This is a genomic window from Aquaticitalea lipolytica (assembly GCF_014641635.1).
Classification (GTDB): domain Bacteria; phylum Bacteroidota; class Bacteroidia; order Flavobacteriales; family Flavobacteriaceae; genus Aquaticitalea; species Aquaticitalea lipolytica.
In genome coordinates this window covers 45,373-68,832 of sequence record NZ_BMIC01000003.1, presented here as the reverse complement: position 1 = coordinate 68,832, position 23,460 = coordinate 45,373, and the positions used below count along the sequence as shown (strand labels likewise).

25 protein-coding genes are annotated in these 23,460 nt (G+C 31.9%); 10 read left to right on the top strand and 15 right to left on the bottom strand.

The window, feature by feature from the left end; genetic code table 11:
* The 5 genes from IEW41_RS09205 to IEW41_RS09185 are packed head-to-tail and all read left to right on the top strand — an operon-like array spanning position 1 to position 4,960.
* On the top strand, positions 1-1,416 hold the full coding sequence (locus IEW41_RS09205) for an MBOAT family O-acyltransferase (protein ID WP_188606065.1): 1,416 nt from the start codon (positions 1-3) through the stop codon (positions 1,414-1,416).
* A gap of 11 nt (positions 1,417-1,427) precedes the next feature.
* On the top strand, positions 1,428-2,690 hold the full coding sequence (locus tag IEW41_RS09200; protein ID WP_188606064.1) for a DUF418 domain-containing protein: 1,263 nt from the start codon (positions 1,428-1,430) through the stop codon (positions 2,688-2,690).
* Complete coding sequence (locus tag IEW41_RS09195; RefSeq protein ID WP_188606280.1) at positions 2,691-3,449, top strand: DUF6090 family protein; 759 nt, start codon at positions 2,691-2,693, stop codon at positions 3,447-3,449.
* 9 nt (positions 3,450-3,458) lie between these two features.
* The gene (locus IEW41_RS09190; RefSeq protein WP_188606063.1) at positions 3,459-4,220 is read left to right on the top strand and encodes a DUF6090 family protein; all 762 of its coding nucleotides are present in this window, start codon (positions 3,459-3,461) and stop codon (positions 4,218-4,220) included.
* Positions 4,217-4,960, top strand: coding sequence for a DUF6090 family protein (locus IEW41_RS09185; RefSeq protein ID WP_188606062.1), 744 nt, complete (start codon positions 4,217-4,219; stop codon positions 4,958-4,960). The genes IEW41_RS09190 and IEW41_RS09185 overlap by 4 nt, the downstream gene beginning before the upstream one ends.
* Before the next feature lie 23 nt (positions 4,961-4,983).
* On the opposite strand, the gene IEW41_RS09180 is transcribed toward IEW41_RS09185, so the two are convergent.
* The 4 genes from IEW41_RS09180 to IEW41_RS09165 form a co-directional block, all read right to left on the bottom strand.
* A complete protein-coding gene (locus IEW41_RS09180) occupies positions 4,984-5,364 on the bottom strand; it encodes a glyoxalase superfamily protein (RefSeq protein WP_188606061.1) in 381 nt (126 codons plus the stop codon).
* Positions 5,364-5,936 (bottom strand): hypothetical protein, encoded by a 573-nt coding sequence (locus IEW41_RS09175; RefSeq protein WP_188606060.1) that lies wholly within the window; start codon positions 5,934-5,936, stop codon positions 5,364-5,366. Before IEW41_RS09175 ends, IEW41_RS09180 begins: the two co-directional genes overlap by 1 nt.
* Before the next feature lie 3 nt (positions 5,937-5,939).
* Positions 5,940-7,343 (bottom strand): M20/M25/M40 family metallo-hydrolase, encoded by a 1,404-nt coding sequence (locus IEW41_RS09170; protein ID WP_188606059.1) that lies wholly within the window; start codon positions 7,341-7,343, stop codon positions 5,940-5,942.
* A gap of 90 nt (positions 7,344-7,433) precedes the next feature.
* The gene (locus IEW41_RS09165; RefSeq protein ID WP_188606058.1) at positions 7,434-8,315 is read right to left on the bottom strand and encodes a PPK2 family polyphosphate kinase; all 882 of its coding nucleotides are present in this window, start codon (positions 8,313-8,315) and stop codon (positions 7,434-7,436) included.
* Between the two features lie 126 nt (positions 8,316-8,441).
* Between IEW41_RS09165 and IEW41_RS09160 the strand changes: the two genes are divergently transcribed.
* A complete protein-coding gene (locus IEW41_RS09160; RefSeq protein WP_188606057.1) occupies positions 8,442-9,167 on the top strand; it encodes a coiled-coil domain-containing protein in 726 nt (241 codons plus the stop codon).
* Positions 9,168-9,209: 42 nt separating this feature from the next.
* Here the strand turns inward: IEW41_RS09160 and IEW41_RS09155 are convergent, their stop codons facing one another.
* From IEW41_RS09155 to IEW41_RS09130, 6 genes are all read right to left on the bottom strand, one after another.
* The gene (locus IEW41_RS09155) at positions 9,210-10,373 is read right to left on the bottom strand and encodes a sigma-54-dependent transcriptional regulator (RefSeq protein ID WP_188606056.1); all 1,164 of its coding nucleotides are present in this window, start codon (positions 10,371-10,373) and stop codon (positions 9,210-9,212) included.
* 70 nt (positions 10,374-10,443) lie between these two features.
* Complete coding sequence (locus tag IEW41_RS09150) at positions 10,444-11,331, bottom strand: mechanosensitive ion channel family protein (RefSeq protein WP_188606055.1); 888 nt, start codon at positions 11,329-11,331, stop codon at positions 10,444-10,446.
* 9 nt (positions 11,332-11,340) lie between these two features.
* The gene (locus IEW41_RS09145) at positions 11,341-12,654 is read right to left on the bottom strand and encodes an ABC transporter permease (RefSeq protein ID WP_188606054.1); all 1,314 of its coding nucleotides are present in this window, start codon (positions 12,652-12,654) and stop codon (positions 11,341-11,343) included.
* Position 12,655: 1 nt separating this feature from the next.
* The gene (locus IEW41_RS09140; protein ID WP_188606053.1) at positions 12,656-13,588 is read right to left on the bottom strand and encodes an ABC transporter ATP-binding protein; all 933 of its coding nucleotides are present in this window, start codon (positions 13,586-13,588) and stop codon (positions 12,656-12,658) included.
* Positions 13,589-13,825: 237 nt separating this feature from the next.
* Positions 13,826-14,953, bottom strand: a complete 1,128-nt coding sequence (gene dnaJ, locus IEW41_RS09135; protein WP_188606052.1) for a molecular chaperone DnaJ — start codon at positions 14,951-14,953, stop codon at positions 13,826-13,828.
* Positions 14,954-15,092: 139 nt separating this feature from the next.
* Positions 15,093-15,629: a nucleotide exchange factor GrpE gene (locus IEW41_RS09130; RefSeq protein ID WP_188606051.1), complete on the bottom strand. Its 537-nt coding sequence runs from the start codon at positions 15,627-15,629 to the stop codon at positions 15,093-15,095.
* A 208-nt stretch (positions 15,630-15,837) separates the two neighbouring features.
* Here IEW41_RS09130 and IEW41_RS09125 point away from each other — a divergent pair, with 208 nt between their 5' ends.
* Positions 15,838-16,746 (top strand): restriction endonuclease, encoded by a 909-nt coding sequence (locus IEW41_RS09125; RefSeq protein ID WP_188606050.1) that lies wholly within the window; start codon positions 15,838-15,840, stop codon positions 16,744-16,746.
* A 144-nt stretch (positions 16,747-16,890) separates the two neighbouring features.
* Here IEW41_RS09125 and IEW41_RS09120 read toward each other — a convergent pair whose 3' ends face one another.
* The 3 genes from IEW41_RS09120 to IEW41_RS09110 all read right to left on the bottom strand — a co-directional run bounded on the left by IEW41_RS09120 (position 16,891) and on the right by IEW41_RS09110 (position 19,214).
* The gene (locus IEW41_RS09120) at positions 16,891-17,796 is read right to left on the bottom strand and encodes a TIGR01777 family oxidoreductase (protein WP_188606049.1); all 906 of its coding nucleotides are present in this window, start codon (positions 17,794-17,796) and stop codon (positions 16,891-16,893) included.
* Positions 17,797-18,030: 234 nt separating this feature from the next.
* Positions 18,031-18,708 carry a tRNA (5-methylaminomethyl-2-thiouridine)(34)-methyltransferase MnmC2 gene (mnmC2, locus tag IEW41_RS09115; protein ID WP_188606048.1) on the bottom strand — a complete coding sequence of 226 codons (678 nt, stop codon included), beginning with the start codon at positions 18,706-18,708 and terminating at the stop codon, positions 18,031-18,033.
* 2 nt (positions 18,709-18,710) lie between these two features.
* Complete coding sequence (locus IEW41_RS09110; RefSeq protein WP_188606047.1) at positions 18,711-19,214, bottom strand: DUF4920 domain-containing protein; 504 nt, start codon at positions 19,212-19,214, stop codon at positions 18,711-18,713.
* 115 nt (positions 19,215-19,329) lie between these two features.
* Between IEW41_RS09110 and IEW41_RS09105 the strand changes: the two genes are divergently transcribed.
* Complete coding sequence (locus IEW41_RS09105; protein ID WP_188606046.1) at positions 19,330-20,397, top strand: branched-chain amino acid aminotransferase; 1,068 nt, start codon at positions 19,330-19,332, stop codon at positions 20,395-20,397.
* Positions 20,398-20,438: 41 nt separating this feature from the next.
* Here the strand turns inward: IEW41_RS09105 and IEW41_RS09100 are convergent, their stop codons facing one another.
* Positions 20,439-20,825: a pyrophosphohydrolase domain-containing protein gene (locus tag IEW41_RS09100; RefSeq protein WP_188606045.1), complete on the bottom strand. Its 387-nt coding sequence runs from the start codon at positions 20,823-20,825 to the stop codon at positions 20,439-20,441.
* A gap of 359 nt (positions 20,826-21,184) precedes the next feature.
* Here IEW41_RS09100 and IEW41_RS09095 point away from each other — a divergent pair, with 359 nt between their 5' ends.
* Together IEW41_RS09095 and crcB are read left to right on the top strand one after the other, a co-directional pair.
* Complete coding sequence (locus tag IEW41_RS09095) at positions 21,185-22,231, top strand: SRPBCC family protein (protein ID WP_188606044.1); 1,047 nt, start codon at positions 21,185-21,187, stop codon at positions 22,229-22,231.
* Positions 22,228-22,596 carry a fluoride efflux transporter CrcB gene (gene crcB, locus IEW41_RS09090; RefSeq protein ID WP_188606043.1) on the top strand — a complete coding sequence of 123 codons (369 nt, stop codon included), beginning with the start codon at positions 22,228-22,230 and terminating at the stop codon, positions 22,594-22,596. The genes IEW41_RS09095 and crcB overlap by 4 nt, the downstream gene beginning before the upstream one ends.
* On the opposite strand, the gene IEW41_RS09085 is transcribed toward crcB, so the two are convergent.
* Positions 22,593-23,195 carry a DUF1684 domain-containing protein gene (locus IEW41_RS09085; protein WP_188606042.1) on the bottom strand — a complete coding sequence of 201 codons (603 nt, stop codon included), beginning with the start codon at positions 23,193-23,195 and terminating at the stop codon, positions 22,593-22,595. The genes crcB and IEW41_RS09085 overlap by 4 nt on opposite strands.
* Between the last annotated feature and the right edge of the window lie 265 nt (positions 23,196-23,460).

Genomic DNA, 23,460 nt, shown 5'->3' with positions numbered 1-23,460 from the left:
ATGTTATTCAACTCATTAAGCTTCATAGTGTTTTTGGTTATAGTTTTAGCACTTTATTATTCAAAACTATTTAATTGGACTGGAAAAAAGAGAATGCTTCTTTTTGCTAGTTATGTATTTTACGGGTTATGGAATCCACCTTTAGTAATATTACTTTGGATTTCAACAGGTGTCGATTGGATTACAGGAAAAAAATTATCTACTGAAGAAAATCAAAAGAAAAGAAAACTGTGGTTATTATTAAGTATGTGTGTTAATTTAGGATTTCTTGGTTTCTTTAAATATGGTAATTTTCTGCTAGAAAACTTTACACACTTGATGAATTCTATTGGTGTTGAATACCAAGCACAACCCATGGACATAATTTTACCAATGGGAATATCGTTTTACACCTTCCAAACCATGTCATATACTATAGACATGTATTTAAAACGCACAGAACGTGCTAAAACATTTTTAGATTTTGCACTTTATGTTACTTTCTTCCCACAATTAGTTGCAGGACCAATTGTAAGAGCTGGAGATTTAATATCACAGTTTTATGAAGAAAAAAGAGCAACTATCAATCAATTTATTTGGGGAACGTTTTTACTAACTATTGGATTATTTCAAAAAGTAGTTTTAGCAGATACGCTTTTATCTGACACTTCAGATGAAGTCTTTGGAGCAAAAGGAGTATTAAGCGGACTTGATGCTTGGACTGGTACACTAGCCTTTTCTGGACAAATATTTTTTGATTTTGCTGGTTATTCAACTTGCGCTATAGGTATTGCTTTAATGCTAGGCATCATTTTACCAGATAACTTTAGGTATCCTTATGCAGCTATTGGCTTTTCAGACTTATGGAGACGTTGGCACATTTCATTATCAACCTGGTTAAGAGATTATTTATACATCCCATTAGGAGGAAACAAACATGGAATTTTAAGAATGTATGTTGCATTAATGGTCACTATGTTATTAGGAGGCTTATGGCATGGCGCTGCTTGGACTTTTGTAATTTGGGGAGCTTTACATGGAATTTATTTAGTTATAGAACGCTTGCTGAGAAACAAAATACACATAAAAATAAATGCTATAAATGGTATTTTTTTAGCACTACTCACCTACACGCTTGTCAACTTTACTTGGGTATTTTTTAGAGCTCGTGAATTCTCAACTGCTAAGAATATTATTACTTCTATGTTGTTTATGAATAGTGATGGAGAAAAGCTTTTACAGACTTTTGATATTTTGAAAGTGTTTGTGCTAATAACGCTTTTATTTATATGTCATTGGGTAATGAGAAACACATCAATGGAAGAAGTGTCTAAAAAAACTTCACCTTGGCTGTTAGGTATAGCTTGGGCAGTCATGTTTTTCCTTATAGCAATTGCACAAGGTAGTGGTGAACAGTTTATTTATTTTCAGTTTTAATGGTTTGAAAAATGACTGTATCAGTAAATAACAACAAGATAAGTCCCATAGTGGCAAATCAGCGTATTAAGTTTTTAGACGTACTACGTGGTGTTGCCATTCTATTCATATTTATGGCTAATATTTTGTCGTTTTCAGGTTTTTTTTCCTTTCCAGATGATGCACTAATAACTGGTTTAGTCTTCCCATTTGATGAAGTTTTAGATTTCATAATCTATACACTAGTTGATGGGAAGTTTTATTCCATTTTTTCACTCTTATTTGGCATTGGGTGTGCTATGCAATTCAATAAACTAGGTAATAATAAATCACACTTTGCATTTTTTTTCAGAAAGCGGATGTTCTGGCTTTTAATAATTGGATTAATTCATCTTTGTCTCTTTTGGTTAGGTGACATTTTAGCATTGTATGCACTACTAGGGTTTGTGCTAATTTGGTTTGTAAATTCCTCTAATAAAAACTTAATCAAATTTGGCATTATTCTTATTCTATTTCCTATAATAAATTGGTTATTTGTACATCTAACTAAACTCAATTATGCTGAGTTTTTCTTTAATCTTAATACATCTTATTATGAATATTATGGATTGCCATTAGAAGAATGGGAAGGAAATAAATACGCAGATTTTCAACAATTTATTGCCAATGAAAGTCTTTCTGATTATTTTAAATATAATATTGGTAATACATTTATAAGAATTGGTGCCATATTAGAAGAAGGACGGATTTTTAAAGTATTAGGCATATTCTTAATTGGTCTTTGGGCAGGACGTAAAATTCTAAACGAAGATTTATTGAATAATGTCAAATTTCTAAAAAAAGTTGTCCTTTGGGGAATTATCATAGGTCTCCCAATAAGCACTTTTAGAACTTACATTGAGTTTTTCGGAGGACGTGAAGATTTTTGGGGATTTCTTAAAACTGTTGCCTATGCTTTTGGTACTGTTCCGTTAGCTTTAGGAATTGCTGCCTTATTAGCTTTATGGTACAGAAAGAGTCCTAATGGTCTTAATATTTTTGCTCCAGTTGGTAAAATGGCATTGTCTAATTATATTTTTCAAACGTTTATAGCTGTGATAATTTTCTATGGAATTGGTTTTGGTTTTGCTGGAAAATTTGGATTTACTGTAATTATGGGAATTGCTATTCTAATTTTTATACTACAAATAATTATAAGCAAATTATGGTTACAACATTATAAATTTGGACCAATAGAATGGGTATGGAGACAGTTAACTTATGGAAAAAAAATAATAATATCTCAACCAAAATAAATGATAAAATTCTTCAGAAACATTCGTAAAAACCTTCTCACTGATGGCAAAACCACAAAATACTTTAAATACGCCATTGGTGAAATTGTACTAGTTGTCATTGGGATTTTGATTGCATTACAGATTAATAATTGGAATGAAAACAGGAAGCAAGAAAGCAAAGTAAATAACTATTTAAATAGTATGGTAATTGACTTAAGTAGTGATATAAAAGCATATGACAGAATTATAGAAAGCTATGAGCTCCAAGTTGAAAATAACACCTCAATTTTTAAAGACAAAAACTATCAAGAATTCCACTTAGATTCGATTGTCTCTAATATTACTAGCTATTATGCAATGCACCAAATAGTTGATCAAACCTATCAAAAAATAAAAAATTCAGGTCTTTCAGATAATCTAGGTTCAAAAGAATTAAATGATGCAATTAACAATTATTACTTTAATGGTATAAATTCTATTAACACCTTTTTACAATATGATAAAGAACGCTCTACAAGAGATGACGATTTATGGTTTTTAACTAATAATTACGAAATAAACATATCACATCAAGCGACTAATACAATAAACCTCCCCTTTCTAGAGAGCGAGGAAGCAAGAAAAAAAGCAATCATAGCAACAATCGAATCTAACCTTGGCAGAAACTATCTACGACATAATATAAACAGAAAGAGAATAGGAATAATAATTGCAAAACAAACAAAAACTGAAGCAGAAGTACTTATTCAATTGATTAAAGATGAACTTAATAACTAATTGCTAATAATGATAAAATTCTTCAGAAACATCCGCCAAAACCTTCTCATAGAAGGAAAGACTTCAAAGTATCTCAAATACGCCATCGGCGAAATCATTCTTGTGGTCATCGGGATTTTGATTGCCTTGCAAATTAATAACTGGAATGAATTAAAATCTGAGCAAGTCATAGAAAAAACATATATGAAGAATTTGCTGGAAGATTTAAAGGACGATCTTATTACATATGATAAATTTCAAAAAAGCAATCAAGAAGTTTACACTTTAATAGACTCTATTATTCCAGGCTTAAAAAATGAAAATAGGAAAAATAACTTAAGTAAATTAACCTATTGGTCTAGAATGGTCACAATAAAATGGACAATTATCCATACTGTTGAAAGAACCTATGAGCAAATGAAAAGCTCAGGGCATCTTAGGTTGGTTCGTAATAATGACGTGGCCAATGCCATTTCAAAATATTACAATTCGTTATCTGAGTTTGATGGGTATAATGAAGCAGGAATGCTGTGGGCTGCTGATTATGTTGAATCCTTAGGCAAGGTATTCGATGCAGAACTAATGCTTAAAATAATGCGTACTCGCAAAATGCAAGAAGCAAAAGAAAGTGATTTGTTGACTGAAGATGCTATTATACTAAATCAATTAATGAATAGCCTTAATTATTTTAATGGCGCTCTTAGCTTGGGAGAACAAATTAGTATTAAAAAAGAAGAAGATGCTAAAAAATTAATTGAATTAATTAAAACGAATTATAACTTAAACCGATGATTAAATTATTTAGAAATATCCGCAAAAACCTTCTCACTGAAGGTAAAACCACAAAATATTTTAAATATGCCATAGGTGAAATTATATTGGTAGTGATTGGAATCTTAATTGCGTTGCAAATTAACACATGGAACAATAACAATGAGGAGAGAAACTTGGAAGTTAAAATCATGAAGGAAATGCGAAGCAATCTTAAACTTGATTTATATGAAATTCAAGAAGATATTGGTATTATGGACGACATCAATAAAGCTTGTGATTATGTAAGTACATATTTAAAAACAAATGAGCTGCCTTCCGACTCCTTATATTATTACGCTGCACTCTTACGTGTTACACCTCATTTTGACCCTAACAAAAGTGGTTATGGACTACTAGTGTCAAAAGGAATTGGTATTATAACTAACGATAGTTTACGAAATGATATTTCTGTACATTATGAAAGGCTTTACAATTATTACAAACGTTATGAAGAAGAACGCCTTAGGTTTCATGCTACTCATAGTGAACCAATATTGTTGAAACATTTTAATATGAAATACCAAGAAAAGTATAAATATTATGCCAATTTTAAAATTTCAAATGAAGATTATCTAATCCTAAAAAATGATGACTCGTTTATAAAATTAACTGATGCCATTAAGTTTGAAAACTCTGGTGTTCGAAATCGAGCAAAACGAGTAGAAACAAATACACTAGCATTAATTGAAGCTTTAAACAATGAGCTAAACAATAATTAAACTCTTCAGATTCATTTAAACATCTAGCTAACACTAGTATAAAACGTTAATCCGTTTTTGTAGATATCATAAAAAGAAAACTCTTTGGTTCCCCAAGGCGTTTCTTTTAGTGATGTGTCTTTATGAAACACATCTTTAGTTTTATATTCTTCAAACAAGCTATCAATATGTTGAGTTACAATACGAAGCATTGGTCTATCCACAGTTAACTCCCACTCTGCTTCGTCATGCCATTGTAAATGAATTTCTATATCATCACGTCGTATTCCAGCATATTTTGGGTCTTTATCATCATCAGCAAAAGCAATATCAAATCCCAATTTATTCACATAAAAGAATAATGCTGCCAACACATTTTTAACTGGTAAAACAGGATGAATTTGATGTAGATATCCTTTTTCCATTATTGCTTTACTGTACCCATAAAATGATTGACATTTGGATTTATTGGGTTTCCTGAGCTTCTTCTAAAAGAAGCTATTTGACCACAATGCCAAATAGCATCAGATATTGGACCATTCACATTATTCCAAAAGGGAATTTCACGCTCTCCAAATAATATTTTAAACTGTGAAATATCGTCACTAACTCTCAATATATCTGCTGCAGTTTTAAGGTTAATGAGTGTTTGTTTTCTTTTATCATACAAATCCATTTCTGAATAATCATTCTTACCATTTTGCTGTTTTAAAGTGGAGTTTAAAATAACATATGATAAATCTAAAATATGATCAACCGTTTCTCCTGTTGATCGTACATCATCACTAGGCATATAAGCCAAATCGCTACCTTTTAAATCTTCGGTTGCCCAATAGTAACGAAAGCCAAGTGCATCTACCATACGTGCTGCCATTGTGCCTGCTGTGTATGTTTCTGGGTATTCTGGAAGTTCGTAATACGGAAATTGTTCTTCGGTTAATTGAGCCGATGTATTTGTGAACGTAAATAGTGTAAGTATTAATAAAAACAGTCTCATCTTTTAATCTTTTAGTTCTTCTTTATTAGATATTGTACCTATTCCATACTTATCAAATAAGTATACTAAAGCTGTCATGGTAGCAGCACCTAACTCTAATTCTCTTTTGTTTACGGCATCAAAGGTATCGTTACTAGCATGATGATAATCAAAATAACGCTGCGAATCTGGTACTAAACCAGCTAAAACTGTAGTTCCATTTTTTAAAGGTCCGATATCTGCTCCACCATGTCCTTTTTCAAAATAATGAATTAAGTATGGCTTAAATAAAGATTCCCATTGCATTACTTTATTAAATACTGCGTCATTACAATCAAAAGAAAACCCTCTTGGTGTAAATCCACCAGAATCACTTTCTAAAGCAAATATGTGATTTTCGCCTTTTGCTTTTGCAACTTCTGCATATTTGTTTCCTCCTCGTAATCCATTTTCTTCATTCATAAATAATACAACTCTTATACTGCGCTTTGGTTTAATTCCGCTTTCTTTTAATAAGCGTAACACATCCATAGATTGTACTACTCCTGCTCCATCATCATGTGAACCATCACCTAAATCCCAAGAATCTAAATGTCCTCCAACGACTATATATTCATTAGGAAACTCACTTCCTGTGATCTCGCCAATTACATTGTACGATTGTACATCTTTAAGTTGTTGGCAATTCTGACTAAAAAAGACATTTATTTTTTTGTCTAAAGCTAACATTCCGCTTAATAACTCTGCATGATTTGTACTTATCGCTGCTGATGGTATGCGTTGAGAGTTTGGTAAATCGCCATAGCTCATACTTCCTGTATGAGGAAAATCGTCCATACGCAAATTCATTGAACGTACAATAACACCAACTGCTCCATATTTACCAGCTTCCATTGCTCCTGCATAACGTTGGTCTACACATCCACCATAAGCTTCGAAAGTATTTATTAAATCGGCTTGCATTGGTCTATTATAAAAAACAATTTTTCCTTTAATAATAGCTTCGCCTAATGTGGCTAATTCTGCTAAGCTTTTTACTTCTATAACATGTGCTTTCACTCCTCCATTTGGTGTCGCAATTGAGCCTCCTAAAGCACAAATATTTATTGGTGTTGTTACTCCTGGAGAGGTTTCTATATAAGCAAACTCTGGCGCACCTCTAACCCATTTTGGCACCATAACTGGCTGAAGCCATACTTTGTCTAATCCTAGTTTTTCTAATTCTTCTTTGGTATATTCTACAGCGCGTTCTGCGCCTAGAGAGCCAGAAAGTCTTGAGCCAATTTGAGTAGATAAATGGTCTAGCCATTCATAACTTTTCCCGTTGGTTAATGAGTTGCTGTATATTTTTTTAATGTTATCTGCATCTGTTTGTGCTGATAGGTTTAATGAAATTAAAATGCTAAATAAAAAGATTAGTTGCTTCATTTGATGATTATAAAATTTAAAAAAATAAATATACTACTAATAAAATACTCCAACTCTAAAAGAAAACTTAAAAATGGAGATTATTAACAGCTATTCTTCACTTTGTAACTGTTGTTTGTATAACTCTAAATTTGCTTTAATATCGTCATCCAACTCAGGTTCTTGAATATCTGTATAAGTTTTAAGCGTATCGTACATTGTTTTTGCAACAATATAGCGTGCTGTTTCTTTATCGTCTGCTGGAATTGCATACCAAGGCGCGTAATTTGTAGATGATCTGTTAAGTAAATCTTCATAACATTCTTGATATTTTTCCCATAGTTTACGTTCTTTTAAATCGCCAGGTGAAAACTTCCAGTTTTTTTCTTGTTTTTCTAAACGACGCAGTAATCTATTTTTTTGTTCTTTTTTGGATAGATTTAAAAAAAATTTAAAGATAATTGTTCCATTATCTACTACATGTTTTTCAAAATTATTTATCTCTTTAAAACGCCTGTCCCAAAAAGCATCATTAACATCGTCTACACTATTAACTGTAGGAATATTTTCTCCTAATATATAACCAGGATGCACACGAGTAACTAATACATTTTCGTAGTGTGTACGATTAAAAATACCAAATTTACCACGAGAAGGAAGTGCTATATAATGTCGCCATAAATAATCGTGATTTAACTCCAGTTCAGTAGGCACTTTAAAGCTATGCACAACAATACCTCGAGTATTAAAATCTTTAAATACTTCACGAATTAAGCTGTCTTTTCCTGCTGTATCCATGCCTTGTAAACAGACTAATACAGCATATTTTCCGTGAGCATACATGGTATCTTGAAGCTTACCTAATTTTTCTCTAATATCTTCAAGTTCGTCTTCAATAGTGTTTTCTGAGGCTTCTAAATCATATGTTGTTTGGAGGTTTTTTATTTGAATTTTTTGAGTGACTTTAAAGTCATTTATATTAATATTTTTCATCGAAAATCTGTTAGTCATAAATTATTTCTAAATATACTAAAACATTAACTTCTGGCGAAAAATGAACTTAGTCTCAATTTTTTTGCTATTTTTATTCTTACCTACTTAATGTTAAACCCAAATACTATGAAAAAAATCTACCTTTTTCTATTCCTTTTTTGTGCTTATAATTGGTCCTTTTCACAATCTGATTGTGCTAAAGTACAAGCACATATTTTGTATGCTTACAATAATGCAAAAACCGCTTATGAAGCAAACAATATTACACATCTAAAGTTTTATTCTAACAAAGCTTTTGAGTCTTTTAAACTCGTAAAACAATCTGTTGATTCTTGTAATTGTGATAATATCACTGATTACACTTTTGAGGCTATGGCTTTTTTATCTAAAGTTCCAAATGTCGATTCTTTTGAAGATAGTCAGTTTTATGTTGTGAAAGCAAGAGACTTAGCTAAAAAAATAACAGACCAACTAGATAAATGTACTACTTTATCAAAAGAAGAAAATCAACTCTCTCAATTAGAATTTGAGAAAATGAAATTAAAACAGCAACAAGAAGAATTGCTATTAAAACAACAAGAAATTGAAACTAGAATGGCTGAAAAAGAGCAAAAAGAAATTGCTTTAAAAAAGGAGCAATTTATTATTGAAGCTGAAACTGCTATGGCTAAAAATATTAACTCTTTTAACTCTATTTTATTGACTTGTAAATGTGATACTCAAATAACCAGTCCTAGCGAAAATAAGAATAATTTAAATGCTAAAAGTCTGGAAGAAATACGCAAATATTACGTCAATCAATTAAGCAACATAACATCTAATTACTTAGTTAAATTAAAAGAGTGTAATTAAGATGTAGAATAAAAAAAGCAGCTTTAATAGCTGCTTTTTTTATTATTTAGAAGCAAAGAGCTTCACGTCGTTTTCACTAACCTCTTTTTCTCCTAGAATAATTAGTCGTTCAACAACATTACGAAGTTCTCTAATGTTACCTGTCCAATCGTACTCTTGTAATAATTTTATAGCTTTTGGAGAGAATGATTTTACAGCAGTACCTTGCTCTTCTGAAATTTTACCAGCAAAATAGTCTACTAATAAAGGGATGTCTTCTCGTCTATCATTTAAAGGTGGAACTTGTACCAATATTACTGCTAAACGATGGTACAAATCTTCTCTAAAACGTCCTTCTTCAATTTCTTTTTTAAGATCTTTATTGGTTGCAGCAACAACTCTTACATCTACTTTTATGTCTTTATCACTACCTACACGTTGTATTCTACTTTCTTGTAATGCTCTAAGTACTTTAGCTTGCGCAGAAAGACTCATATCTCCAATTTCATCTAAAAAAATGGTACCTCCATTGGCAGCTTCAAACTTTCCAGCTCTGTCTTTTACAGCACTTGTAAATGCACCTTTTACGTGACCAAAAAGTTCGCTTTCTATTAATTCTGATGGTATTGCTGCACAATTAACTTCAATTAAAGCGCCATTTGCTCTTTCGCTTTTTTGGTGTAGCCAATGTGCGACAAGCTCTTTACCTGTTCCGTTTGGACCAGTGATAAGAACACGAGCATCTGTGGCAGCCACTTTTTCAATCATGTCTTTTATTTTGGCAATAGCTTTGCTTTCACCAATCATTTCGTAGTTTTTACTAACCTTCTTTTTAAGCATTTTGTTTTCAACAACAAGCTCTTTTCGGTCTAATGCAATACGAACTGTATTTAATAATCTATTTAAATCTGGTGGCTTAGAAATGTAATCGAAGGCTCCAAGACGCATAGTATTTACTGCAGTATCTAAATCGCCATGTCCTGAAATCATTACCATTGGTGTTTCTGGCTTTAGCTTTTTTACTGCTTCTAACACTTCAACACCATCCATTTTTGGCATTTTTATATCACACAATACTAAATCGTAATCTTCTTTTTTAATTTTTTCAATTCCTGCAAGACCATCTTCTGCTTCATCAACCTGATAGGCATCATTCTCTTCTGTTAGAATTTTTATCAACACACGTCTAATTGTTGCCTCGTCTTCAATTACTAATATTTTTGACATTTCTTGGTTTTAAGTTTACTACTTTTCTCTTTATGGTTTACAATTCAATTTTCGTACCACGATTTATTTTTTAGTCTTCACCTAGGTTTACAGGTGGTTCTGTCTTTTCTACTTTAAGCTTAACACTTTCCTCCGATTTTTGAATAATATGTATATCCCTCTGTGGAAATGGTATACTTACTTTATTTTCTCTAAACAATTTATCTATTTCAAAACGAATATCACTTTTAGGAAACCTAGCATTAAAACTATCATTTATAGTAAATGCAACTCTAAAGTTAAGTGCACTATCGCCAAAATCTGTAAATAAAACAGTAGGTTCTGGCTCTTTTAGTACATCTTGTTGAGATTTTGCAGCTTGTAATAATAATCGTTTTACTAATTGCACATCACTACCATAAGCGACACCAACATCTACAGTTTCACGTGTTGTTGTTCCGTTTTGTGTCCAGTTATATAAACTATTTGTAAGATATAAATGATTAGGAATTATTAATACTTTATTATCTGCAGTAGTTGCTCTTGTGGTACGTAGTTTAATTTCATCAACACGACCAACTTTACCATCAAGCTCTATTATGTCACCAACATGTACTGATTGGTCTACCAAAATAAATACACCCGAAATAATATCTTGAAACAAGGTTTGTAATGCAAGTCCAATACCTATTAAAAGTGCTGCTGATGCTGCAAAAACACCTGTAACATCAATCCCTAATGAATGAATTGTAATTAAAAATATAATTACATATAACATCCAGCGAGCATAGCCAAATACAACTTTAAACTTCTTCTTATCGTCATAAGGCAAATTTCTACTAATAAGCTTTCTTAAAACAGTTAGAAATACTGAAGCTATAATAAGTACTGCAGCTAATATTAATCCATCTTTAACACTTATAACTACATCTTCAGAGAATTGGAAGGATAAGTTTAAAAAATCATTTAACTCTTTCATCTTTTATTTTTAATATTTTAACCACTTATACAATTCTTTATAACTTGGTTTTTTGCCATACATTAAAATACCTACTCTATAAATTTTTGCTGCAAACCAAACAGCAAACATAAAGGTACCTATTAATAACAATAATGACACTACTTGTTGCCATATAGGAACTCCAAACGGAATTCGCATGAGCATTACCACTGGAGAGGTAAATGGTATAAATGAAAATATGGTAGAAATAGTACCATGAGGATCTTCAATTACTGTAAACACACCAACATAAACGGCTAAAATTAAAGGCATTAAAATTGGCAACATAAATTGTTGTGTATCTGTCTCGTTATCTACTGCTGCTCCAATAGCTGCATATAGTGAACTATACAATAAATAGCCACCAATAAAGAAAAACATAAACGCTATAACAAGGTTTAAAATTGGTAACTTGAAAAAGGCTACCATAACATTTTGCATCTCGTTTTGTAATTCAGGAGATTGCATTGCCTGTTGCATCATTTCTTGTTGTGGTGTTTGCATTTGAGCCATATCAATTCCAAAAATTGCAGATAGCACAAAAACCATAATACCTCCTAAAATCATCCAGATAACAAACTGTGTAATTCCTGCTAATGAGGTTCCAATAATTTTTCCCATCATTAACTGTATTGGTTTTACTGACGAAATAATTACCTCTATAATTCGGCTTGTTTTCTCTTCAATAACACTACGCATAATCATGTTACCATAAATTATGATAAACATAAATAATAGATATCCTGCTGCTCCACCAAAGGCAAGTTTTAATATGTTATCTACTTTTGATGTTTTTTCTCCTGTAAAACTCTCTTGAGCAATATCAATTCTGGTTTTAGAGGCAGCTATTTTCTCAATATCTACACCATCTTGTTGCAGTTTTAAATCTGATAGCTTTTTTTCTAGTTTGTTTTCTAAACTCGATATAATAGTTAACGAAGGTGAGTCTTCAGAATAAAACTTAATTGCGTTTGTTATTTGTGCTGTATCACTACTTTTTCCAATATAAAGCAATCCGTATTCTTCTTTAACTTTTACTTGTTTTTTGGCTTCGTCAAGTGATATATTACTTAATATAGAATAGGTTGTATTCTCAGTGTTTTTAAACACATCACTAACCAATCCTGTTTCGTCTAAAATTGAAATTGTACGCGCTTTATTATTGTTTATTTGCGACAAATATGCAACAACTGCAATAAGCGCAATCATAATCATCGGACTCAAAAACGTCATTACAATGAACGACTTATTCTTCACTTTTGTAAGATATTCTCTTTTTATGATAAGTGGTAAATGGTTCATGTTAGTTATTTTTTACAGTTTGAATAAATATATCGTTAGCACTTGGTATAACTTCAACAAAGTGATGCACTTCGGCTTTTGAAGTTAAAAAAGACAGCAAATCGTTTGATGTTTCATTAGCTGCAAGCTTAATGTTTAATTTAAGATCGTCGTTTAAGTTTTTAAACGTTGCAGGTTTTACTTCAAATTTTTCACTTATTGCTTTTAAAATGGCTTGTGCATTTTCTCTTTGTGGTTGCATACCAACTTCAAACGTATTGGTTTTATACTGACGCTTAATATCTGTTAGCTTACCATCTAAAACTTTGTTAGATTTATGTATTAACGCAATATGGTCGCATAACTCTTCAACAGATTCCATACGATGTGTAGAAAAAATAACCGTTGCGCCTTCATCGCGTAACTGTAATATTTCGTCTTTAATAAGTGAAGCGTTTATAGGGTCGAAACCAGAAAAAGGCTCATCAAATATTAATAGTTTTGGTCTGTGTAACACAGTAACAATAAATTGTATTTTTTGCGCCTGACCTTTACTTAGCTCTTGTATTTTTTTGTTCCACCAATCACCAATATCGAGTTTATCAAACCAATATTTTAAGCGTTCTTTAGCTTCTTGTTTAGATAAACCTTTTAATTGTGCTAAGTATAATGCTTGCTCACCAACTTTCATCGATTTATACAAACCACGCTCTTCTGGTAAATATCCAATATCAGATATATGCGAAGGTTTTAATGGTGAACCATCAAGTAACACTTTACCTTCGTCTGGCATTGTAATTTGATTGATAATTCTAATTAGTGTAGTTTTTCCTGCTCCATTAGGACCAAGTAATCCAAAAATACTGCCTTTAGGAACAGAAATGGATACATTGTTTAGTGCTTTAAAATCTCCAAAACTTTTAGAAACGGAGTTAGCGACTAATAAATCATTCATAAATTAGTGTTTGTGAGGGTTACAAAATATTTGTGTTGTAAATATATTAAATGTTACAGTTAAGGTAAACTTATAAGCTCATTAATTTACCTAAAAAGCACCAGAAATAGCATAAAAAACAAAACCCACCCTTAAATAAATTAAGGATGGGAAAAAATTGCTATGAAAAAGAAAAATACCACTAAAGTTAATTAGTGATAATTCAAATATAGTGTTTTTTATCAAATTAACACTTGATTAAGAAAACATATCTTTCACTTTTTCAAAAAATGACTTGTCGCTACTTTCAGGTTTTGGCTGAAAATGCTCATCGTTTTTCATGCTTTCAAAAAATTCTTTTTGCTCTTTACTAAGTGTTTTTGGTGTCCAAACATTAACATGAACAAGCAAGTCTCCTCCACCATATCCATTAATACTTGGTATACCTTTGCCTCGTAAACGTAATATTTTACCAGACTGAACACCTTGTTCTATCTTAATTCTTACTTTTCCTGTAACTGTATCAATTTCAGTAGATGTTCCTAAAACTGCATCTGGTAAACTTACATACAAATCGTAATGTAAATTATCACCTTCACGTTTTAGTGTTGGGTGCTCTTCTTCTTCAATAACCACAAGCAAATCACCTGCTATACCATTTCCTGGCGCATCGTTACCTTTTCCTGTTACTTTTAGTTGCATACCATCAACAACACCTGCTGGTATTTTTACAGATACTGTTTCTTCAACAACTTTTAGTCCTTGAGCATCTGCATCAGATGGTTTTTTATCTATCATTTGTCCAGCACCTCCACAAGTTGGGCAAGCTGATGACGTTTGCATACGTCCTAAAATTGTATTTGTAACTCTGGTAACCTGACCATGACCATTACACGTGCTACAAGTTTTGTAAGTAGTGCCTGGAGCTTGTACTTTACGTTTTACTTTTAGTTTTTTCTCAACACCATTTGCAATATCTTCAAGATTTAAAGTTACTCTAATACGTAAATTGCTTCCTTTAACACGACGCTGACCTCCACCAAAGCCGCCACCAAAACCAGAGAAACCACCTCCTCCACCAAAGGCACCACCAAAAATATCACCAAACTGGCTGAATATGTCATCCATATTCATTCCGCCACCACCACCAAAACCACCAGCACCTTCAAATGCTTGGTGACCAAACTGGTCGTAACGTGCCTTTTTATCTGGATCGCTTAACACCTCATAAGCTTCGGCTGCTTTTTTAAACTTTTCTTCAGCAGACTTATCATCAGGGTTTTTATCTGGATGATATTTTAAAGCTTTTTTTCTGTAAGCCTTTTTTATTTCATCTGGTGTTGCGCTTTTTGAAACTCCTAGTATGTCGTAAAAATCTTCTTTCATGTGCTTATTTATATTGTTTTTTAATGGTCACATGTAACATCTTTTAATCATTTTTATAATTGATATAATAAGAATTACAAATGTTTCATTAAAATATATTTTTCGTTTCCGATAGTTCGGTAATCTTAATAATAACTATTTAAAATCCTGTAACCACTTTAGGGAAACGAATTACTTTATCGCCTAATTTATAACCTTTTTCAACCACATCAACAATTTTACCTTTTAGGTCGTCGGTTGGTGCAGCAATTTGGGTAATAGCTTCGTGCTCGTCTGCATTAAACGCATCACCAGCTTTTACCTCAACTTTAGTTAATCCTTTTTGCTCTAACGTAGATAGGAGCTTTTGATAAATAAGCAATACGCCTTTACGTAAATCTTCAGCTTCTTTATCGTCTTCAATATGTGTCAGTGCACGTTCAAAATCGTCTAAAACTGGCAGAATAGATTTCATTAAATCTTCGCTAGCTGTTTTAAATAACTCAATACGCTCTTTGCTTGTTCGTTTTTTATAGTTTTCAAACTCAGCAAACAACCTCATAAACTTGTCTTTTTCTTTGGCAAGGTCTTCTTTTAACTGGTCTTCAACACTAAGTTCTTCTACTTGTGTAGCGTTGTTTACCTCTTCATTAACCTGGCTATCGTTTGCTTTTTCTTTGTTCTCTTTTTTGCTCATAGTTTAAAACACATTTGTATCTCTGATGTGAGTTTGCAAAAGTACTGCCATTATTACTAAAATGTCAAAATGTCACTAACTTTTTTTTATGTAAAAATTACGTAGAACTACGTATAGATTTTTAAGTTTAAAAATGCTAACTTCGTTTAACTATCGATATAGACAATTAAAACAATCTATATCGTTGCATTGTACTTAATTATACGAATTGAAAGATAAACCAGGAATAAAATTTGAAAGACTTGCAGAATCCATTTTCAAGAAACTGGTAAGAAATCCAAATTTTGAAAAAGTTCAGCATAATGTTATGCTTGAAGGAATTGATGGAAAACGGCAAATAGATGTTTTAGTTTCAAGTTCTAGTTTTGGGTTTAATTATATAACTGTAATTGAATGTAAAGATTACAAAAGAAGAGTTTCTATTTCGGATTTTGATGGTTTTCATTCTAAGCTTCAAGATGTGAAAGCCAATAAAGGAGTCTTTATTTCGCGCAAAGGTTTTTCTACAAAAGTAATTTCAAAAGCAAAAAGACTTGGAATTACTCTCTGTATTGCAGATCAAACTGAATCTGATGATTGGGAATCAATAATTGATCTTCCAATCTTATTAGAGGAAATAATACTAACAGACTTTGATGTTAATATTAGACATAGTCCAATTTATAATGAAAGAATTGATAGTAGTGTGATTTCTGAAATTAATGGTTTCGACTTTCTGAAATTATTTAAATCTAAATGGGGAAAGGATGAATTTAATTTAAGCAGTAAAGGTGGAATTCAAGAAATAAGTTTTGATGAAATATCACACCCAATAATGACAAAAACAAAAGATGGTGAAAAATTTGAGCTTTTTAAATTTCAGGTATTAGCTAAAGTAATTGTGAAAAACTATAGAACTTCAACATCAAAATTAAAAAATACTCAAATTTTAGATAATATAACAGAAGGTAAAAAATCAGTATTTATAGATGTAAATTCTTTAAAGGAATTAGATTATAACTTATTCCAAGTCTCAAAAAAAGATATTTCCAATCAAACGGAATTTCCTTGCAGAGTTAGAATATTTCCAAAATTTGATCTTGAAATTTCAAGCTTTAAGATTAACCAAAATAACTAAGTACAACAACGTGTATAACTAATTGCTAGTCTGTGCGTACTCGGAAAATCCTGCGGATTTTCCTCGGGTTCGTTTTTGTTTACTAAATTAGTAACTTAACCACGCAACTATCCTTACACAAACACTTTAAACGAATCTTCAAATTTACTGCAATAAATCTTCGATTGCTGGTTGTAAATGGTGGTAGTTAAAACCAAAGCCTTTATTTTCTATTTTTTTAGCGCTTACGCGTTGGCTTTCAAATAATAATATATGCATATCGCCTAATACAAGTTTCATAACTGTTTTTGGTATGTTTGGTAACCACAATGGCCTGTACATTGTTTTGGCTATTACTTTGGTAAGTTCTGCATTGGTTACTGGGTTTGGTGCTGCAGCATTGTAAACACCTTCTAAATTATACTTTAGTACATACACAAAAAACCTCGCTAAATCTGTAATATGTATCCACGATTGCCATTGGTCGCCAGAGCCAAAAGCAGCTCCCATACCAAAACCAATTGGTTTTACAATTTGTGGTAAAGCGCCTTCGGTTTCATCTAAAACTAGCCCAATTCGTACTTTGGCTACGTTTATATTTAGGCTTGTAAATGCGTTGGCTGCAGCTTCCCATTGGCTAACCACTTGCCCTAAAAATGTTGAGGATACTTCTGTACTATTCTCATCGTAATAATTAGTTAGCGAGTCTGGATAAATACCTATTGCACTTGCCGAAATAAGTTGTTTTACGCTATGATTTTGCTTGCCAAGTGCTTCTTTTAATACGTTTAACGATTGTAGTCTGCTATTAAGAATGGCTTTTTTATAGCTTGGAGTCCAACGTTTTGAGATGGTTGCTCCTGCTAAATTGATAATGGCATCGACACCTTCAAAACAACCAGTATCAATTTTATTCTCACTCGGATTCCAATAAAACCCTTTATAATTTTCTTGTGTGGTAAGCTTGCTTTTTGACGTTGTTAAATAATGAACAGCGATATCTTTTTTGTGGCATTGTTTTACAATGGCTTTCCCTACCAATCCTGTCGCTCCTGTTATTAAAACCCTCATGTTTTCTTTTTATGTAAAGTTACTAAATGCTAATGCCATTGATTGTGACTTTAATGCGGATTTAACAGATTTAACTAAACTTTAAAGGTTTTGTTTCTTTCTAGCACGAAGCATTTGGCTCTCAAGTTCGCCGAATGCTACATGCCTTTTTTCAAAAAAACATTTGGTTCTCAAGTTCGCCGAATGCTAAATGCCTTTTCTCAAAAAACATTTGGCTCTCAAGTTCGCCGAATGCTACGTGCCTTTTCTAGCACGAAGCATTTCTCTCTTACCAGGAGGTCCAGGTAGTTTTTCGACCAAAAAGCCAACTGCTATCATAGCTCGCCTTACGCTTCCTTTTGCTGAATAGGTTACTAAAACGCCATCTGGTTTTAAGGCATTGTACATAATTTTAAAGATGTCTTCTGTCCATAATTCTGGTTGCACTTTAGCTCCAAAAGCATCAAAATAAATAAGATTATAAGTGTTTTTATCTTCAATATCATTAAAGAATTTTTTCTGCTTTGTAAGTGTAAACTCAGGTGTAATATTATGGTTTTCTTCCCAAGTACATTCGTGAAGTTTATTAAAAGTATCGTCTTTTTTATTGACCAATAATTGCTCACTATAATTAAGTGCTTCGATTTCTTGATTTGTAATAGGATATGCTTCAACACCTACATAATCTACAGTCACATTAAGTTGTTTGGCATTAAGTAAGGTTAGTAAAGCATTTAAACCTGTACCAAAACCAATTTCGAAAATTTTAATTGGTTGCTGTGTAAATTGTTCAACAAAAAAAAGCAAACCATGCTTTATAAACACATGGTTTGCTTCTTGTATTGCGCCATGAATAGAATGATAATGTTCATCCCACTCTTGTATATGTATAGTTTTTGAACCGTCTGCGGTTGTTATAATGTTGCGTTGCAAACCTATTGTTTAATCAACACACCATCTGCTTCAAACGAAAATGTTTTTTTAGGTGCTGTAATTGCTGCTATTTCTTCAGGAGTTGCTCCACCATCTTCAGCATAATGACGTTGCTCATCAACAGGAACTTCGTTAACAAAAGCTTTTCCGTTAAGTACTACTTCTTTACCTGCTAAATCTTTAGGCATAAAAAAAGCATAATCCTTAAACTTAACCATTACTTGCTCGCCATTTTCTAAATCAACTTTCATCCAGCAACCTTTAGATTGACAAACCTCTTCAACTTTACCAATCATTTTAGAGTTTACAGTATCACCAACTTTCATTGCTTTGTAGTGTTCTGCCATACGAGCTGCAGGAAGTGCGTCTGCGTCATTAATTTCCATACCAACTGATGTATAATTTACTTCTTGCTTTTCAATTTCTTGAGTTTCAGGTTTTTTATCGTTGTCTTTACAAGACACTAATGCTAATGTAATTGCTAATATGCTTACTATTTTCTTCATGATTGTGTTAAATTATTTAAAATTATGTAACTACAAATATACATTTTTTTAAAAACTGTTTTAGGTTTTTTATCCAGCTTAATTTACCTAAATTTGCTGCTGAAAAACAAAAACGATGACAAAAATATCAACCAACGAAATCGATATCGTAAAGTCAGAGAAATCACGAATTAACGATGTAGATTTTGACAACTTAGTTTTTGGAAGAACATTCACTGACCACATGTTTTATTGTGATTATGTAGATGGTGAATGGCAACAACCAAAAATAGTACCATATCAACCTATAACTATTGAACCTTCTGCTAGAGTTTTCCATTACGGACAAGCTGTCTTTGAAGGTATGAAAGGTTATAAAGACGACAATGGAGATGCTTGGCTATTTAGACCAAACGACAATTTTGAGCGTATTAATAAATCGGCCGCAAGGTTAGCAATTCCTGAATTTCCTAAAGAATACTTTTTTGAAGGATTAACCACACTTTTAAACATGGATAAAGCGTGGATAAAAAAAGGAAAAGGAAACTCTTTATACATACGTCCGTTTGTATTTGCTACAGAGCCTGCAATATCGGCTTCACCAGCAAACAACTATAGATTTATGATTATTTGCTCTCCTGCAAAAGCTTATTATACAGCTAAATTGCGTGTTTTATTTGCCGAAAAATACAGTAGATCTGCCAATGGAGGTGTTGGTTTTGCTAAAGCTGCTGGTAACTATGCTGCGCAGTTTTATCCTACTAATTTGGCTAACAAAAAAGGATATCAGCAAATTATATGGACAGATGCTAATACACATGAGTATCTTGAAGAAGCAGGTACTATGAATATTTTCTTTAGAGTAAATGATACTTTAATAACTGCTCCTACGTCTGATAGAATTTTAGATGGTATTACTCGTAAAAGCGTGATACAAGTTGCTGAAGACCATAATTTAAAAGTTGAAGTACGACCTGTAAGCGTTAAAGAAATAAAAGAAGCTGCTGCCAATGGAAGCTTAAAAGAAATTTTTGGTGCTGGTACTGCTGCTGTAATTAGTCCTATTGCTGCTTTTGAGCATGGAGGCGATGTGTTTGAATTACCTGAATTAGATAATTCTTATGCACTACAAATAAAAGACCACATTTTAAATATACAACACAACTTATCGGAAGATAAACACGGTTGGAGATTTAAAGTATAAATTATAAGTCATAAAAAAAGAAGCCAATTGGCTTCTTTTTTTTATTTGTTTAGTATCTCTGCAATGTTAGGTTTAAAGTAATTAGGACCTTTTAAAACCTTACCATCTTCTCTGTAAATTGGTTCGCCATTTTCACCTAGTTTACTCATATTGCTACGTTGTATTTCGTCAAAAACTTCTTCAATTTTGTGTTGTAAGCCATGTTCTATAATTGTACCACAAAGTATGTAAAGCATATCGCCTAAAGCATCAGCAACTTCAACTAAATCGTCGTTGTTTGCCGCTTCAAGATATTCCTCATTTTCCTCACGCATTAGCTTATAACGAAGTGTGTTTTTTTCTAATCCTAAACTAGCTTTTGGAGTTTCTCTGTGACCTATTTTAAATGCTGTATGAAATGCTTTAACAGCTTCTATTTTGTTCTTCATTTTAATTGACTTAATTTAGCGTAAAAATAGCTATATGTTTACAAAAGGTCAATGGGTTTTCGGTATTTTATTTGCAGTTGCTTTTATAACAACATTAATTTACACTTACCGAAAAGATCTTAAACTTCATAAAAAGTACTATAAAGGCAGTGTTTGGGTGCTTGTTGTATTTATTTCGTTTATTTTATTTATTCTTTTTATAAAATCTGTTTTTAAGTAATCCTTTTCTTTCAGATTAAACCATCTAATTATCAGTTATTTAATTATCAATTTTATTGATAACTGTTGGTATTTGTAGGCTTTCGCTAGATAATCATAAATTGATTATCTTTGGGTAATTCTCCAACCCATCTAAGAAAATGAAAGCATTTAAGTACATCCTATTTTTAATTCTAGTTTTAATTATCGGTTTTTCAATTTATGTTGCAGTGCAACCAAACACTTTTACTGTTGAAAGAACTCGAACTATAAAAGCACCTTCTTCTGTGATTTATAATAATGTTATTGATTTTAAAAATTGGGAAAGTTGGTCGTCTTGGGTTGAAATGGATCCTGATTTAAAAATTACGTATCCAGAACAAACTAAAGGTGTAGGTGGCTCATATACTTGGGAAGATAAAGATGGTGTTGGCGTTATGAAAACAATACATGCTAATGAACCGCAAAATATTGAACAAACTATGCAGTTTGCTGATTTTCCTGCTTCAGATGTTTCATGGACTTTTAAACCTAATGGTCATGGAGCGACAGATGTAACATGGAAAATTTCTGGTAAAGATTTGCCTTTTGGCTTTAAAGCCTTTGCCATAATTATGGGTGGAATGGAAAAACAAATCGGACCACATTATGAGCGTAGTTTAGAAAAACTAGATAGTGTTGTTGTAAAAAGTATGAGCGAGTATACTGTAAAAGTAGATGGTATTACAGAATATGGTGGAGGATTTTATATGTTTAAAACCACATCAGCAACATCTAGCAATATTAGCAATACTATGGCTAAACAATATGCTGAAATTATGAATTATATGGGAGAGCATAATATTCCTCAAAGCGGAATGCCTTTTACTATTTACAATGAAATGAGTATTGGAAATGGAAATGTAATTATGAGTAATGCAATTCCTGTAAGAGACAAAGTGATTGTTGCTGATGATAGTAATGTATTATGTGGCTACATGAATAAAACCAGAGTGCTTAAAACGACACTAAAAGGCAATTATACAAACCTTGGTAAAGCTTGGGAAATTGCAATGAAACACTTAAAAGATAATAATTTAGAAGCATCAGAAATGAAGCCTTTTGAAATTTATACTAACGATCCTGGCAGTTATCCTAATCCTTCTGATTGGGTTACTGAAATATATATACCTATTAAAGAACAAGTAACCGAAACAGAGCAGAATTGAAACAACTCCTATTAGTTTTTATTGGTGGTGGATTTGGCAGTGTACTTAGGTTTATAATTGCCAAATACCTCAACAGTTCGGAAAACGGAATTCCGTATGGTACGTTTGCTGCCAATATAATTGGTAGTTTACTTATAGGAATTATTTTAGGTTTGGCTGCAAAAAACAATACTCTAACTGAAAATCAGACTCTTTTACTAGCAACAGGATTTTGTGGTGGTTTTACAACGTTTTCAACCTTTGCTTATGAAAATCATGTGTTTTTAAAAACTGGCGACTTAACAAGTTTTGCGCTTTATACAATAGCTAGTTTTGTAATTGGATTTTTAGCTGTTTTCTTAGGAATGTATTTGGTGAAAGCTTAATGCTTTTTAAAAGCCTTTACTCCTGCTCTTACTTCAGTATCTAAATAGTTTTCTCTTGGTACAATTGGGCAAGAATACTTTTCGTTATAGGCACAATATGGATTATATGCAGAATTAAAATCAACAATTATTGTATCTCCATCAGGAATTCGCATATCTATATAGCGTCCTCCACCATAACTTTCTTCTCCATTTGTATTATCTAAAAAAGGCAAAAACAAGTAGTCTTCAAAGCCTTCTTTTTTAATTAAATCTTGGTTTTGATAGATATTTAATTTGAATGGTTTTCCCTTCAAATCAAAAATCAATTCTCCGTATTTTACATATTCAGGAAGTCTATCAGTAGTTGTCTTCATTTTAAAAGGTTGCTCATCGACAGTCCTCACAAATTTGGCAGTAACCACATAAACAGAATCAAATTTAAAAAAATCTAATCCTTTAAACTTCTCTCTATCCTTTTCCTTTAATGGCGATTTAGAAGCATCTTTATATTCTGAATTTATTTCACGTTGAAATTCAGTTTCACCCAAAATAGGCTGCTTACTTTGTCCGCAACTTAAGGCTGAAATAAATAATAAGAGAATTATAATTTGTTTCATCTGTTAATATTTATTGTTTTTTATGGTCAGATGGAACATCCATATTATCATTTACTATGCATAAAAAAATAGTTATGGATGTTTCATTTTTATTTTTTTTCAATTCAAAAATACAACTTCCAATTATTTTATTTAGCTTTGAGTTTCAAAATACAAAAAACAATGTGTAACAACGTCAGAATTAATAAGGTACAATATACCTCTTACACTAAGAGTTGGACACATTATATATTATGACGATGTAAATATTTAATAATACTATATA